The organism is Pseudomonas paraglycinae, assembly GCF_021601625.1.
GTDB classification, from domain to species: Bacteria; Pseudomonadota; Gammaproteobacteria; order Pseudomonadales; family Pseudomonadaceae; genus Aquipseudomonas; species Aquipseudomonas paraglycinae.
The window spans coordinates 171,559-186,074 of record NZ_BQHR01000013.1 but is presented as its reverse complement, the minus strand read 5'-3'; the positions used below and the strand labels follow the sequence as shown (position 1 = coordinate 186,074).

The 14,516-nt window shown below is 62.8% G+C and carries 14 protein-coding genes; 7 read left to right on the top strand and 7 right to left on the bottom strand.

The genetic code is table 11. The annotated features are described in order from the left end of the window. Position 1 precedes the first annotated feature (1 nt). Complete coding sequence (locus L6D82_RS20290) at positions 2 to 373, bottom strand: response regulator (protein WP_039771030.1); 372 nt, start codon at positions 371 to 373, stop codon at positions 2 to 4. Next, a complete protein-coding gene (locus tag L6D82_RS20285; protein WP_236191304.1) occupies positions 373 to 2,334 on the bottom strand; it encodes a PAS domain-containing sensor histidine kinase in 1,962 nt (653 codons plus the stop codon). The genes L6D82_RS20290 and L6D82_RS20285 overlap by 1 nt, the downstream gene beginning before the upstream one ends. Before the next feature lie 338 nt (positions 2,335 to 2,672). On the opposite strand from L6D82_RS20285, the gene L6D82_RS20280 reads away from it, so the two are divergent. After that, positions 2,673 to 3,638 (top strand): quinone oxidoreductase family protein, encoded by a 966-nt coding sequence (locus L6D82_RS20280; RefSeq protein WP_236191303.1) that lies wholly within the window; start codon positions 2,673 to 2,675, stop codon positions 3,636 to 3,638. Here L6D82_RS20280 and L6D82_RS20275 read toward each other — a convergent pair. Continuing rightward, entirely contained in the window at positions 3,625 to 4,854 is a 1,230-nt protein-coding gene (locus tag L6D82_RS20275; protein WP_236191302.1) for an MFS transporter, read from the bottom strand. The two genes, L6D82_RS20280 and L6D82_RS20275, sit on opposite strands and share 14 nt — an antisense overlap. A gap of 216 nt (positions 4,855 to 5,070) precedes the next feature. Between L6D82_RS20275 and L6D82_RS20270 the strand changes: the two genes are divergently transcribed. The 4 genes from L6D82_RS20270 to L6D82_RS20255 all read left to right on the top strand — a co-directional run bounded on the left by L6D82_RS20270 (position 5,071) and on the right by L6D82_RS20255 (position 8,855). Then, positions 5,071 to 6,405 (top strand): epoxide hydrolase family protein, encoded by a 1,335-nt coding sequence (locus L6D82_RS20270; RefSeq protein WP_236191301.1) that lies wholly within the window; start codon positions 5,071 to 5,073, stop codon positions 6,403 to 6,405. Between the two features lie 71 nt (positions 6,406 to 6,476). Beyond that, positions 6,477 to 7,520, top strand: coding sequence for an alpha/beta fold hydrolase (locus L6D82_RS20265; protein ID WP_236191300.1), 1,044 nt, complete (start codon positions 6,477 to 6,479; stop codon positions 7,518 to 7,520). 24 nt (positions 7,521 to 7,544) lie between these two features. Beyond that, the gene (locus L6D82_RS20260) at positions 7,545 to 8,054 is read left to right on the top strand and encodes a cytochrome P460 family protein (protein ID WP_134023142.1); all 510 of its coding nucleotides are present in this window, start codon (positions 7,545 to 7,547) and stop codon (positions 8,052 to 8,054) included. 24 nt (positions 8,055 to 8,078) lie between these two features. Next, positions 8,079 to 8,855 carry an alpha/beta fold hydrolase gene (locus tag L6D82_RS20255; protein WP_064382021.1) on the top strand — a complete coding sequence of 259 codons (777 nt, stop codon included), beginning with the start codon at positions 8,079 to 8,081 and terminating at the stop codon, positions 8,853 to 8,855. Positions 8,856 to 8,901: 46 nt separating this feature from the next. Here L6D82_RS20255 and L6D82_RS20250 read toward each other — a convergent pair whose 3' ends face one another. Beyond that, positions 8,902 to 10,116 carry an MFS transporter gene (locus L6D82_RS20250; protein WP_236191299.1) on the bottom strand — a complete coding sequence of 405 codons (1,215 nt, stop codon included), beginning with the start codon at positions 10,114 to 10,116 and terminating at the stop codon, positions 8,902 to 8,904. Between the two features lie 134 nt (positions 10,117 to 10,250). On the opposite strand from L6D82_RS20250, the gene L6D82_RS20245 reads away from it, so the two are divergent. Together L6D82_RS20245 and L6D82_RS20240 are read left to right on the top strand one after the other, a co-directional pair. After that, entirely contained in the window at positions 10,251 to 11,066 is an 816-nt protein-coding gene (locus L6D82_RS20245) for an AraC family transcriptional regulator (protein ID WP_236191298.1), read from the top strand. Between the two features lie 134 nt (positions 11,067 to 11,200). Then, on the top strand, positions 11,201 to 11,950 hold the full coding sequence (locus tag L6D82_RS20240; RefSeq protein ID WP_236191296.1) for a creatininase family protein: 750 nt from the start codon (positions 11,201 to 11,203) through the stop codon (positions 11,948 to 11,950). 70 nt (positions 11,951 to 12,020) lie between these two features. Here the strand turns inward: L6D82_RS20240 and L6D82_RS20235 are convergent, their stop codons facing one another. The 3 genes from L6D82_RS20235 to L6D82_RS20225 all read right to left on the bottom strand — a co-directional run bounded on the left by L6D82_RS20235 (position 12,021) and on the right by L6D82_RS20225 (position 14,451). Then, positions 12,021 to 13,454: a catalase gene (locus L6D82_RS20235; RefSeq protein ID WP_236191293.1), complete on the bottom strand. Its 1,434-nt coding sequence runs from the start codon at positions 13,452 to 13,454 to the stop codon at positions 12,021 to 12,023. A 136-nt stretch (positions 13,455 to 13,590) separates the two neighbouring features. Then, entirely contained in the window at positions 13,591 to 14,007 is a 417-nt protein-coding gene (locus L6D82_RS20230; protein WP_221614952.1) for an organic hydroperoxide resistance protein, read from the bottom strand. Positions 14,008 to 14,046: 39 nt separating this feature from the next. Next, positions 14,047 to 14,451 carry a hypothetical protein gene (locus L6D82_RS20225; protein WP_102717382.1) on the bottom strand — a complete coding sequence of 135 codons (405 nt, stop codon included), beginning with the start codon at positions 14,449 to 14,451 and terminating at the stop codon, positions 14,047 to 14,049. Positions 14,452 to 14,516: the final 65 nt, after the last annotated feature.

The window sequence follows — 14,516 nt, the reverse complement described above, 5'->3', positions numbered from 1 at the left end:
CTCAGTCGAGGGGCAAGGCGGCGCTCAGGGCCTTGAGCAATTGGGCTTCGCTGAAGGGTTTGAACAGGCACTCCACGGCGCCACTGTTCAGCAGCTTCGCCTGTTCGCTGGCGTCGCCGTGGGCGGTGATGAAAATCACCGGAATGCGATAGTCACGGCGCAGCAGCTCCCGTTGCAGATCCGGACCCGACATCCCCGGCATGGCCACGTCGAGAATCAGGCAATGGGTCAAGTCCAGATAGGGCGATGCCAGAAACGCCTGCGCCGAGGCGAATGCCTGGACGGCGAAGCCGAACTCCTTGATCAGGTCCGGCAGTGATTCACGAACCGATTCGTCGTCATCGACCACCGATACGAGCAAATGCGTACCCATCAATCATTCTCCACGGTGCGATCGGCGAGGTCGCGGTTATCGGTTTGCGGCAAGTCCGTCGAATTCGGGATGGCAAAGGTAAACGTCGCACCCGGGCCGTCGTTGGCGCTGGCCCACAGCTTCCCGTCGTGGCGCTCGATGATCGAGCGACTGATGGACAGACCGACGCCCATGCCCGAACTTTTGGTGGTGTAAAAGGCATTGAAAATGCGCTCGATGTCCTGCGGATCGACGCCGGTGCCGCTGTCTTTCACCGCCAGGCAAACGCTCTCGTCCGCCCCAAGGCCGGTGCTGATGATCAATTCTCGGGGCCGGCCGTGGATCGCACTCATGGCCTCGGCGGCATTCATGATCAGGTTGAGGATCACCTGCTGAAGCTGGACCCGGTCGCCCCTGACCAGCGGCAGCGCCTCGGCAAATTGCGGGTGCAGCACCACGCCGTTGCGTTGCAGCTCGCCCAATAGCATGGCGATGACTTCCCGTGCCGCGTCATTCAGATTGACATCTTCAATCGTGATGCTTTTCTTCGAGAACAGCGCCCGCAGTCGATTGATTACATCGGCGGCGCGATTGCCGTCGCGAATGGTGCGGCGCGCGGTTTCCCGGGCGCCATCGACATTCGGCGGGTCGGCGCCCAGCATCCGCAGGCAGGTGCTGGCGTTGGTGATGATGCCGGCCAGCGGTTGATTGACCTCGTGGGCAATCGACGCCGTGACCGCGCCGAGGCTGGCGACTCTGGCCAGATGCGTCAGTTCCGAGCGCGCCTTGCTCAAGACCTCTTCGGCGAGCCGGCGCTGGGTAATGTCCTGCAGGGCGGCGATGTATTCGAAACCGTCCGGCGCATGGGCGATCGAGTGCGCCACCAGCCGCACGTATTTCACCGTGCCGTCGGGCATCAGCAGCCGGTGTTCGTGTTCGAAGTCACGCCCCTTGCGGCGCTGGCGCTTGATCATCTCCCGATGGCTGGAGATGTCGTCCGGATGCACGCGGCGATAGATCGCCTCGAAGCCGGGCGGGGTGTCCGGGTCCAGTTCAAGGATGCGGTAGACCTCGTCCGACCAAGTGATCTCGTCGGTACTCACCCGCCAGGAAAACGTACCGGTGGCGCTCAGGCGTTGGGCCTTGGCCAGAAAGACTTCCGCCCGTTTGCGGTCTTCGATGTCAGTGTTTTCGCCGTACCAGCGCATGAGCCGCCCGGAGTCATCGCGCTGGGGCACGGCGCGGATCAGAAACCAGCGGTAAATACCGTCGAAGCGTTTCAGCCGGGCCTCGTACTCACCGGCGCTGCCCGATTGCAGAATCCCTTGCCAATATTCCGCGAGGCCCGGCGCATCGTCCGGGTGGATGGACGCCGTCCAGCCATGCCCGCAGGCCTGTTCGAGGGACATGCCCGTGTAGTCGCACCAGCGTCGATTGACGAAGCCGACGCTGCCTTCGGGCGAGGCACTCCAGACAAAACCGGGCACGGCATCGATGATCCCGCGCAGACGTTCTTCCGATGCGCTGACTTCGGCGAGGGCACTGGCGATCAAGGCCTTGTCCCGCCGGCGCTCATCGATATCGACCTGCAAAACGCACCAGCGTGTGATGGTGCCTTCGCTGTCTCTGATCGGCAGGCCGCGCACATGGAACCAACGATAGACACCGTCGGCGCGACGGATGCGATGTTCGACTTCATAGGGCGTGCCGGTGTCGACTGAATGCATCCAGGCGGCGATGACCGAGGGCAGGTCGTCCGGGTGCACGGTCTCGCCGGCTTGCCATTTTTTCAGTTCATGAAGCGGGGCGCCGATGTAGTCCGTGATTTGCCGGTTGACCTGTTCCAGCTCACCGGAAGGCGTCATGAAGGCGACCATGGCCGGGATGCTGTCGATGATGGCTTCGACCCCCGGCATGGGCATGATTGCGTCACTGGCGCAGTCTGGATCGTCCTCGATGACGCGCTCCTGCTCGTTCGTCATACCGATTCTCATTGTGTGCAGTCACCGTTGAACAAAGATGCGCCTTCTGCTGGCACTCGCCCATCATACTTTGGTGTCGCCTGTAGCGAATATCGGCTGCCGTCGCACACTGCGACGGGCATCACAGTGGCGCTTTTGTAAGCCACTGTATCTACGGCCCTTCGAGCCATACAAGCATGCAAATGAGCCTGTTCGCGAAACTGCGCGGATACACCACCCGCTCACTCTTGGCCCTGGTTTCAACGTCCTTCGACGTTGAGTGAAAGCAACGTGACGTCCGCGCTCCTGCCACCCGAAAGGCAGCAGTACCGGTCGTCCCGATGACAGGGCAGAAGATTATGAAAGCAGTGGTTATCCAGGCCTTTGGCGGGCCCGAAGTGTTGACGGTGCAGGACATTCAACTGGCAGAACCGGGGCCCGGACAGGTCCTGGTCAAGGTCATGGCAGCGGGCATCAATTTCATGGACACCGGTGTCCGGCGCGGGCTCGGCGGCGCCTGGGCGTTGCCGCTGACGCCGGGTGCAGAAGGCGCCGGCATCGTTCTGGCCGCCGGCCCGCAGGTGACGGAGTTCGGAGTCGGTGACCGCGTGGCCTGGCATTACGTGCCGGGCAGCTACGCCGAACAGGTGATCGCCCCGGTCAGCCAGTTGGTGCCGTTGCCCGATGAGATCGACTTCGCCACCGCCGCCAGCCTGATGATGCAAGGCCTGACTGCCAGCAATCTGGTGGACAAGGTGCATGCGATCCAGCCGGGTGACGTGGCATTTGTGCACGCGGCGGCAGGGGGCGTGGGGCTGATGCTGACTCAGATGATCAAGCTACTGGGCGGTAAGGTCATTGGCCGGGTGTCTCACGCCGACAAGGTGGAGGCAGTACTCGCGGCCGGGGCTGACTATGTGGTGATCGGGCGGGCGCACAACATTGCCGGACAGGTCATGCGCCTGACCGAGGGGCTGCGGGTGAATGCGGTGTACGACGGCACCGGCGCGGAAGGCTTTGCTGACTCGCTGGAGATGCTGGATTACTTCGGCACCCTGGCCTTGTACGGGCCATTCATGAACCCGATCCCGCCGATCGATATCTTCAGCATGCCGCGCAGCATCAAGCTGACGTATCCCTCGGTCATGCACTACGTGCGCGATCGCGAGGTGCTGCTGGAAAAATCCCGGCAACTGTTCGCGTGGGTCAGCACCGGCAAACTGAAAACCTTCATCGGCAAACGTTATTCACTGGACGAGGTGCAACAGGCCCATCGCGATATCGAGTCGCGCAACACGACGGGCAAGCTGATCATCGTCCCTTAGTGCCACGCCAGATCAGCAGGGCCGCCAACACCTGGCTACCGGCGAAAAACGTGAACAGGTGTTGTGCGGTCCATCCGGCATCCAGCAGAAAACCGGCGACCAGCGGCGAAATGATCGCCCCCAGACGCCCCATCCCCAGCACCACGCCGACACCGGTCGTACGAACCGAGGTGCAGAACGCTTGAGGAGCCAGGACATACAGAGCCGCGACCGCACCATTGAGCATCAGCCCCAGCGTGACTGCCACGAGTGTCGCCAGACCGGGGACGCGAGTGGCCGGCAGCATCAATGGCAGCAGGGCGGCGTTGAGCAGCAGAAACCCCGACAACAATCGCCGGCAGCCGAAACGATTGGCCGCCAGTCCCAGCAGCAGGGCACCGAGCATCCCCCCCAACGCCAATAACACTCCGATCCGGGCGCCTTGTTGGTCGGTAAAACCATTGTGGACCAGCAGGCTCGGGGTCCAGCTCATGACGAAGTAAAAGCAGAACATCAACAGAAAGAGTGCCAGTGCCAGCGATGTGGTCTGTTGCCACTGACCGGGCGAAAGCGGTCGGCTGGGGTTGTCAGGCGACGCTGTAGCGATTGGCGTGCGGCGTTCGAGTGCCAGAAATGACGGCGACTCTCGCAGCCAAAAGACGCCGGCAAGCGCGGCTGCCAGCGTGATGCAACCTCCGGCAAGAAAGACATACCGCCAGCCCATCAAATCATTCAGTACATGCGCCAGCACTCCGCCCAGACTCGCGCCCATGGCGAAGGCGAGGGATTGCAACGCGATGGCCAGATTGCGCCGCTGCGGGCTGGCGTGTTCGAACGTCAGCACGTTCGCCCCCACCAGCACCGCCCCCGTGCCGATGCCGGTCAGCAAACGCAGGAACATCAACACGTGATGATCCGGGCTCCAGAACGACAGCAACATGCTCAGGCCGCTGAGCAGCAGACCGGCGAGCAGTAACGGTCTGCGCCCGAAGCGGTCGGCCCTGGGCGCGGCCAGCAGCGAGCCGAGCGCCATTCCGACCAGACTTGCGCTCAACAACAGGCCCAGTTGCGCGCCGCTCAACGTCCACTGCGCCGAAACCCGACTGCCGGTGAAGGCCATGGCCATGACGTCGAGTCCGTCGATCACGTTGAACAGCATGCACAACCCGATCACCCACCACTGCGAGGTGGGCGATGGCGTGCCGCTCAGGCGTTCGAGCGCTGTTTCCCCACGCATCCGCAATCCTTGTTCCGCTCTGTGATTCAAATTGGTCTTTTCCCCGCCGCATTCTGCCCGTTAAGCGCTGCTGAGTTCGAGCGCGATTTTGCGCGCCGGGCCAGCGCGTCATACCAAGGTATCGACCGACACCATCGTGTAATCGCCCCGGTGCCAGCGCAGTGGTCTGATCCGATTGGCGATGCCTTTCGAATAATGACTACAAGGAGATCCATCATGGTTGCGCTTTCGTCCGGTCTTACCTGGCGCCATTGCCTGGCGTCATCCATCAGGGGCGGCGCGCTCGGCCTTGCCGTACTCGCTGGCAGCAGCGGCGTCTGGGCCGCGGATCCGTCGCAAGCCATTCGCCCGTACACCATCCATGTGGACGAAGCGAAGTTGAGCGACCTGCGCAAACGCATCGCCGACACTCGCTGGCCGGACAAGGAAACGGTCGGCGACGTGTCCCAGGGCGTGCAACTGGCGCAGGTCCAGGCGTTGGTGAAGTATTGGGGCGACGGCTATGACTGGCGCAAGGCCGAAGCGAAGCTCAATGCCTTGCCGGAGTTCGTGACCACCATCGACGGCGTCGACATCCAGTTCATCCATGTGCGCTCGCGCAATCCCAATGCGATGCCGCTGATCCTCACCCACGGCTGGCCGGGTTCGCAGTTCGAATTCCTCAAGACCATCGGCCCGCTGACCGATCCCGTGGCCTATGGCGGCAAGGTCGAGGACTCGTTCGACGTGGTGATCCCGTCGATTCCCGGCCATGGTTTTTCCGGCAAACCGACCGAGCTCGGCTGGGGCCCTGACCGGGTGGCGAAGGCCTGGGATGTGCTGATGAAACGTCTGGGTTACAGCCATTACGTGTCCCAGGGTGGCGATCATGGTTCGGTGATTTCCGATGCACTGGGTCGCCTGGCGCCGCCCGGTTTGCTGGGTATCCACCTGAACATGCCGGCCACCGTGCCGCCGGAACTGGTCAAACCGATCAACAGCGGCGACCCGGCCCCGGCAGGACTGACTGCGCCGGAGGTGACGGCCTTCAATTCGCTCAGTCAGTTCTTCGGTCGTAACGCCGCTTACGGCGCAATGATGGTGACCCGGCCGCAAACCATCGGTTATCTGCTGGCCGACTCGCCCGCCGGCACGGCCGCGTGGATGTATGAAAAATTCGCCGCGTGGACCGACAGCGACGGTCAGCCCGAGAAAGTCCTGAGCCGCGATGAAATGCTCGATGACATCAGCCTGTACTGGCTGACCGACAGCGGGGCGTCGTCCTCCCGTTTCTACTGGGAGAACAACAACAATAACTTCAGCGCCGCCGCGCAGAAGACTGCCGACATCAAGGTGCCGGTGGCGATCACCGTGTTCCCGCACGAAATCTACCGCGCGCCGAAAGTCTGGTCGCAGCGCGCCTATCCGTCGCTGGCCTACTTCAGCGAAGTCAGCAAGGGCGGTCACTTCGCGGCATGGGAGCAACCGCAACTGTTCAGCGAAGAACTGCGCGAAGCCTTCCGGCCACTGCGCGCGGCTGCGCAGAAAACCGCTGCTCAGGCAGCCCGCTAACCCTGCAATTCGCAAGCCCTTCAACACCAAGTCCGGAACCGCCGCCCGGCGGTTCACGAGGGAGACTCGGCATGACTGACTCTAACGCTGTAACCCCATCCCGGCGCGTGCTCGCCGTTTCGATCCTGGCGCTTGCGCTGGGCATCGCTTCGGCATACGCCAGCGCCGCTGAAGTGCCCGCCGGCAAGATCGACGCCATTACCGCCGGCACCAACGTTTCCTTCGGCGCGCTGAAACACGTCAAGGCTGGATTGCTGGACGTGTCCTACGCCGAAGTCGGTCCCGCCGACGGTCCGGTGGTCATCCTGCTGCACGGCTGGCCCTACGACATTCACAGCTACACCGACGTGGCGCCGGCACTGGCGCAGAAGGGCTATCGGGTGCTGATTCCTTACGCGCGCGGCTATGGCGACACACGTTTCCTGTCTGCCAAAACCGTGCGCAACGGCCAGCCGGCGGCGCTGGCCAAAGACCTGATCGACTTCATGGACGCCCTGAAAATCAAGCAGGCCGTACTTGGCGGCTATGACTGGGGCGCGCGTACCGCCGACATCGTTGCAGCGCTCTGGCCCGAGCGGGTGAAAGCGCTGGTGGCGGTGAGCGGTTACCTGATCGGCAGCCAGGACGCCGGCAGGACGCCGCTGCCGCCGGCGGCGGAGTTGCAGTGGTGGTATCAGTTCTACTTTGCGACCGAGCGTGGCCGTCTGGGCTACGAAAAGAACACCCATGACTTCGCCAAACTGATCTGGCAGCTGGCCTCGCCGAAGTGGACCTTCGACGACGCGACCTACGACCGCAGCGCCGCCGCGTTGCAGAACCCGGATCACGTCGCCGTGTCGATCTTCAACTACCGCTGGCGCCTGGGGCTGATCAAAGGGGAAGCGCAATACGATCCGCTGGAGAAAAAACTGGCGACATTCCCCTCGATCGGCGTGCCGACCATCACTCTTGAAGGCGACGCCAATGGCGCGCCGCACCCACCGGCCGAGGCCTACGCCAAACGCTTCACCGGCAAGTACGAATACCGGCTGATCAGCGGCGGCATCGGCCACAACCTGCCGCAGGAAGCGCCGCAGGCGTTCGCTCAGGCGGTGATCGATGCCGATCATCTCTGACTGCTGGCCTGAGGGGATCCGACGATGAAACTCAACCATTGGGCCGTGTTGCCGGCGGCCATTGCGCTCGCGGCACTGGCGGCCACCGGTGTCGCGTTGGGCGAGGCCGATGAGGGCGATGCCTCGCCGATCTACGGCGTGAAGCTGCCGAAAAACTATCGCCAGTGGGCGCTGATTGCCCCGGCCCAGGAAGCCGCGCCGCTGGATGAACTGCGTGCGGTGCTGGGCAATGACCGGGCGATCAAGGCTTACCAGAGCAAGACGCTGCCGTTTCCCGACGGCACGGTGCTGGTGAAGCTGGCGTGGAAACACGTGCAGTCGCCGGAGTTCGAGCCGGCCTCGATTCCGGGGGCGGCCACCACCGTTCAGGTGATGGTCAAGGACTCGCGCAAATACGCCTCGACCGGTGGCTGGGGATTCGGCCGGTTCATCGATGGCAAACCCGCCGATGAAGCCCAGCACCAGACCTGCTTTGCCTGCCATCAGGCGCGGGTGCAGAACCACGATTTTGTCTTCACTCGATACGCTCCCTGAATCCGTCATACGAGGAACATCCAGATGAAAAAAACACTGATTGCACTGAGCATCGCTGCGGGCCTGTGCCTGGGCGCCAATGCCTTCGCCCAAACCGCCAAACCCACGGTGGTGCTGGTGCACGGCGCATTTGCCGACGCGTCGAGCTGGAACGGCGTGGCGAAGATTCTCGAGAAGGATGGCTACACGGTGATCGCCGCCGCCAATCCGCTGCGCGGCGTCAAGAGCGATGGCGCAGCGGTATCGGCATTGCTGAGCAGCATCCAGTCGCCGGTGGTGCTGGTCGGTCACTCCTATGGCGGCAACGTCATCAGTGATGCGGCCAACGATCATGCCAATGTCAAAGCGCTGGTCTACGTCAGCGCGTTTGCCCCCGAGGCCGGTGAAACCGTCGCCGGTCTGGCCGGCAAGTTTCCCGGCAGCACCCTCGGGCCAACGCTGGCGCCACCCGTTGCGCTGGCCGATGGCGGCAAGGACCTGTACATCCAGCAGAGCAAGTTCCACGATCAATTCGCCGCCGACGTCCCCGCTGCACAAGCGGCCCTGATGGCCGCGACTCAACGTCCGGTCACCGAAGCCGCGCTGAACGAGCAGGCCGGCACGCCGGCCTGGAAACACATTCCGTCGTGGTACATCTACGGCGACAAGGACAAGAACATCCCGCCCCAGGCGATGGCGTTCATGGCCAAGCGTGCGGATGCCAAGGCCGTTGAGGTGGTGAAGGGCGCCTCGCACGTGGTGATGGTGTCGAACCCGGCGCCGGTGGCGCGGCTGATTGAAAAAGCCGCTGCAGCCAACTGAAAACCTGCGACGTGCCGACGCGCGTCGCAGGTCTGTCACCCCCGGCTCAGGCAACGGACACCTGCGGCGATCCAGCCGGTGCCAGTCTGAGCAGGGGTGTGATGCCGAGCATCAACAGCAGTACCGCGAACAGCAAGGTGTACGCCGGGCCATAGTGTCCGGCGTATTCGCGCAGGGCACCGAACAACAGCGGCCCGAGCGCGGCGATCAGGTAACCGATGAACAACATGAACACCGTCCACAATCCGGCCTGTTCACTGGTGCTGGCGTGATCCAGCGGCAAGGTCATGGCCACGGTAAAACCCATGCCCAGGCCGATGGCCGCGAGCACCACGTACAGCATCGGCCAGTACGCCGGCAGGAATGCCATGCCGCCCACCCCGAGCAGGGCCAGCAACGCCGACAGCCCAAGCAAACCGCGCCGGTCGTGGGCCTTGCCCGGAATCAGCCCCGCACCCACGCTGGCCACGGCGAACACCGCGGTAAAAATGCCCAGCAGAACGCCCGGGGAAACACTCGATGTGGCCGCTTCCACCGACGCTGGCGCCATCCAGGCGAAGAGGGCGTAAACCACGAATTGACCGGCACCGAAGTTCAACGCGATCAGCCACGCCTGCAGATTGCTCCATGGCAGACGTTTGCTCGGATTTGACGGCGATTTCACCGCTGGCGCCGGGCTCGCAAAACGCCGTGCCATCCACACCCAACTGGCGATGGCGGTGAGGCACAGCACGCTCCAGAACCCGGCGCTGACCCGCCAGTCCTGCGCCAGCTCGGCAATCGGGGCGCTGAGCACCGCCGCGAGGGTCGCGCCCAGGCTCAGGCCGCCGGCATAGATGCCCATGAACAGCGCCGGCCGTTGCGCAAAGTGGGTCTTGATCCACGCGCCGGTCATCGCGCCGGCGACGGCAATGCCGATGCTGGCAAAGAACGTACTGCCGAGCAGGAAGAATGCATTCGGCGAGATCGCCCGCAACAAGGTCGAGGCCCCCAGCAACGTTAGGGCGACCACCACACTGCGATCGATCCCGAAGCGTCTGGCCAGGCTCGGAACCACCAGCGCGAACACGCCCATGCACACATCGGGAATCGAGGTCAGCAGCGCAGCCTGGGTGTAGCTCAACTGGAAGTGCTGCTGGATCAACAGCAGAATCGGCCCCACCGAAATGATCGGCGGCCGCAGGGCGATGGACAGGATCAGCAGGCCGATCACCGCCGTGACGCTCTGTTGGTGGCCGGAGAGATTGCGGGTGATTGCCATGGGAAAAGCCTCATTGATGAACAATGAGCGCAAGGCTAACAATGGGCCGGTCATGGCAAATGCCAGGATTTGTCGCCAAAGTGACAATCGCCGCTTTAACACGATCAAGGTCTGTTTTCAGGAGACGCCAGCCGATGAAACGAGAGGTGCGCAAGGTCATCGCCCAGCGTGAGTCCGCGCCGCGCAGCGAACGTTATCCCGACTATCAGGACGTGCCGCGCGTAATGACCGTGCTGGTGCGTGATCAGGCCACCGGCGAATACAACGAGCCGCACGTGCATCGGCACGGGCAGTTGCTGTATGCCTCGAACGGCGTGATGCGGGTGGCTACCGAGCGCGGCTTGTGGATCCTGCCGCCGAAGCGGGCGCTATGGATTCCGCCCGGAATGATCCACGACCAGTTGATGCTCAGCGCGGTCAAGATGCGCTCGATCTACATCGAGCCGCAGGTTTGCGCAGGGCTGGGCCATCACTGCAAAGTGCTGGAGATCCCCGGACTGCTGCGCGAGTTGATTCTGGCCCTGGCCGAGCAGCCGATCGAATACCCGCAGGAAGGCCGCAACGCGCACATCGTGGCGTTGATACTCAGTGAATTGCAGGGAGCCCGGACGTTGCCGATCGAAGTGCCGTGGCCGGCCGACCGGCGACTGGTCACGGTGTGCGAGGCGATTCTGCAGGATCCCGGACAAGACCATTCGATCGGCTATTGGGCAGACCGGGTCGGTGCCAGTTCGCGCACGCTGATACGCCTGTTCGTCAATGAAACCGGCCTGAATTTCCGCCACTGGCTGCAACAGGTGCGGCTGGCGACCGCCATCGATCGGCTCGACAAGGGGCAATCCGTCGGGGTGATTGCCCGGGATCTGGGCTACGCCAACCAGAGTGCCTTCAGTGCCATGTTCAGGCGAGTGATGGGTGAATCGCCCCGTGAATTTCTCGTCCGCGATTAGGGCATTCAGGTCATTCCGATACCTTCGTATTCTGTCGTCGAAGGGAGGCGGGTGGTATCAATGACACTGCTGTTGCAGGTGCACTGAACACCCACCCGCGTTCCGCTAGGAACCTTCGAAGAGTGAGAATCCTGATGCTTTTATACCTATCGACCTGGTCCGAAATCGCCCAATTCCTCCAACGCAGCCGCACCATCGTCATCCCGATCGGTTCCAACGAACAGCACGGGCCGACCGGCCTGCTGGGCACCGACTGGATGTGCCCGGAAATCATTGCCCATGAGGCGCAGAAAAGCGCCGATATCCTGATTGCCCCGACCTTCAACATCGGCATGGCGCAACATCACCTCGGCTTCCCCGGCACCATCTCGCTCCGGCCTTCGACCTTCATCGCCGCCATCGCCGACTGGACCCGTTCGCTGGCCGCACACGGCTTTGAAAAGATCTTTTTCCTCAATGGCCACGGCGGCAACATCGCGTCAATCGAAGCGGCGTTTTCGGAGCTGTACGCCGAAGCGAGTTTCGCCCGACGCAAGGCCGGGTTCGCCCTGAAGCTGTGCAACTGGTGGGATCTGGAAGGGGTGAACGAGCTGGCGCGTGACCAGTTCCCGACCGGCCACGGCATTCACGCGACACCTTCGGAAATCGCCGTGACCCAGTGGGCGTACCCCGACTCCATCAAGTCGGCCGATTATTCGCCGCAGATCGCCAACTGGGGCCCGATCCGTGAAGCGGCGGATTTCCGCGCCCGTCACCCGGACGGCCGCATGGGCTCGGACCCGGCCCAGGCTTCGCCGGAAAAGGGTCGGCAACTGGTGGAAATGGCCGCTCGCGGTCTGGTGCAGGAGGTGCAGGCCTTCAGCCGCGAATCACTGCCTGACTGATTCGTACAAACAACAACGCCCGGATAATCCGGGCATTGTTGTTTCGGCTCCCTGCCAGCGTCATTGCAGATCAGCCCAGTGCCTCAATGGCGTGCGCAACTCCTGCGCCATACGCCGGATCTGCCCGGGTGCAGTGGTCGATGTGTCGTTGTTTCGACTCTGCGCTGGCGCCATGGATCGAGCGCGCGGTGTTCTCGAACAAGACCTGTTGCTGGGCGGGGGACATGGCTCGGAACAGTGCGCCCGGTTGCGAGAAGTAGTCGTCGTCCTCTCGGTGATTCCAGTGCCCAGCGCTGCCTTTCAGGGCCAGCGGTGGTTCGCTGAAATCCGGTTGCTCGGCCCACTGCCCGTAGCTGTTGGGTTCATAGCCGATTGTGCTGCCCGCGTTCGCATCGGTGCGCATCTGGCCGTCCCGGTGATAGCTGTTGACCGGGCAGCGCGGCGCGTTCACCGGGATTTGATGATGGTTGACGCCGACGCGATAGCGCTGCGCATCGCCATAGGAGAACAGACGTGCCTGGAGCATTTTGTCCGGTGAGAAGCTGATGCCGGGCACCACGTTGGCCGGGTTGAAGGCCGCCTGTTCGACGTCGGCGAAGTAGTTGTCAGGGTTGCGGTTGAGTTCGAGCACGCCGACTTCGATCAGCGGGTAATCCGCGTGAGGCCAGACCTTGGTCAGGTCGAACGGGTTGATCGGGTAGGTCTCGGCGTCCAGTTCCGGCATCACTTGCACGTAGAGCTTCCATTGCGGGAAGTGGCCCTCCTCGATGGCGTTGTACAGGTCGCGCTGGGCGCTTTCGCGGTCATCGCCGATCAGCGTCGCGGCCTGTTGATCGGTCAGGTTCTCGATGCCTTGTTGAGTCTTCCAGGTGAACTTCACCCAGAAACGTTCGTTCGCCGGGCTGATGAAACTGAAGGTGTGGCTGCCGAAACCGTGCATGTGGCGGTAGGTGCGCGGCAGGCCACGATCGCTCATGACGATCGTGACCTGATGCAGCGCTTCCGGCAGTAACGTCCAGAAATCCCAGTTGTTGCGGGCGCTGCGCATGTTGGTGCGCGGGTCGCGTTTGACCGCATGGTTGAGGTCGGGGAATTTCAACGGATCGCGCAGAAAGAACACCGGCGTGTTGTTACCCACCAGATCCCAGTTGCCTTGCTCGGTGTAGAACTTGATGGCGAATCCACGGATGTCACGCTCGGCATCCGCCGCGCCACGTTCACCGGCCACGGTCGAAAAGCGGACGAACACATCGGTGGTCTTGCCCACGCTGGAAAACAGTCTGGCCTTGGTGAATCGGGTGATGTCGTGGGTGACGGTGAAGGTGCCGAACGCGCCCGAACCCTTAGCGTGCATGCGTCGCTCGGGGATGACTTCCCGATCGAAGTGCGCCAGTTTTTCCAGCAGCCAGACGTCCTGCAACAGCATCGGGCCTCTCGGGCCGGCCGTCTGTACGTTGTTGTTATCAACCACGGGCGCGCCCGCAGCAGTCGTCAGCTTGTTCATGCGCAACTCCTGGCTTTTGTCGGTTTCCCGCCATCACATCAAAAGCCTTGGGCGCGATCTATTGCACCTTGGTGTCGCCGGATAGTACGAAGGTGTGGTTGGAAGATTGGGCGTTTTGCTGTCGGCAAAAGACGCGTCAGGTGAGGGTGATGCTGACCTTGATGTTGTTGCGCGTGGCCTTGGAGTAGGGGCAGTTCTGGTGTGCCGCGTCGATCAGTTGTTGCGCCACTTGCGGTTCGATCTCCGGCAGTGACACCGCCAGTTTCGCTTGCAGGAAGAACCCGTGCTCGCCGTGGATCAGGTCGATTTGAGCATCCACCCCGGCCATGGCCGGAAAAACGATCTTGCGCGCGTTGCAGGCATGGCGCAGCGAGCCGAGGAAGCAGGCCGACCAGCACACGGCGAACAATTGCTCGGGGTTGGTTCCGGAGCCGGGCGCACCCGGTGGCGACAGCTTGAGATCCAGTCGGCCATCGTCACTGCGTCCTGTGCCCTCCCGGCCGCCTGTGGTGCAGGTATGCGCGGAGTAGAGGGTTTTTTCGATATCGATCATGGGCATTCCCTGAAGAGCATTTCACAGCTTGGGGGCGGTTTATGTTGCCCGTGTGGGTTCATGACATTCACGCGCAGACGCACCCGCCAGCGCGTCGGCCGTGGCCACGGCGTCAGTGCCGCGATGGCCCAGGTTGTCGAGCAGGATCGTGCGGGCGATCTCGATCAGCCAGGCGCGAAACGGAAAGCTCGGGTCATGGGCGGCCTGTTCCTGATAGAGCGCCCTGAAGGCTTGCTGAACGAGGCCGCCGGTGTCTTCGCGACGGATCCGCCCGGCCTGCACCTGGCCTTCGTAAAAGGCGATGAGCAACGGCGTCACCGTCGCGAACAGCTGTTGCGCCTCACCCCGGCCATGCCGGACGGCGCCCGCGACCAAGGCATACAGTTCGTCGTTGCCGAGCCGGTCTGACTCGCACAGGCAAGTGTCGCGATAACCTTCAGCCATGGTCGAATCCCTCGCAAAACCATCGTTCGACTGAGCGCGGCTGCGGAAAAGATTTGCAGGTGGCC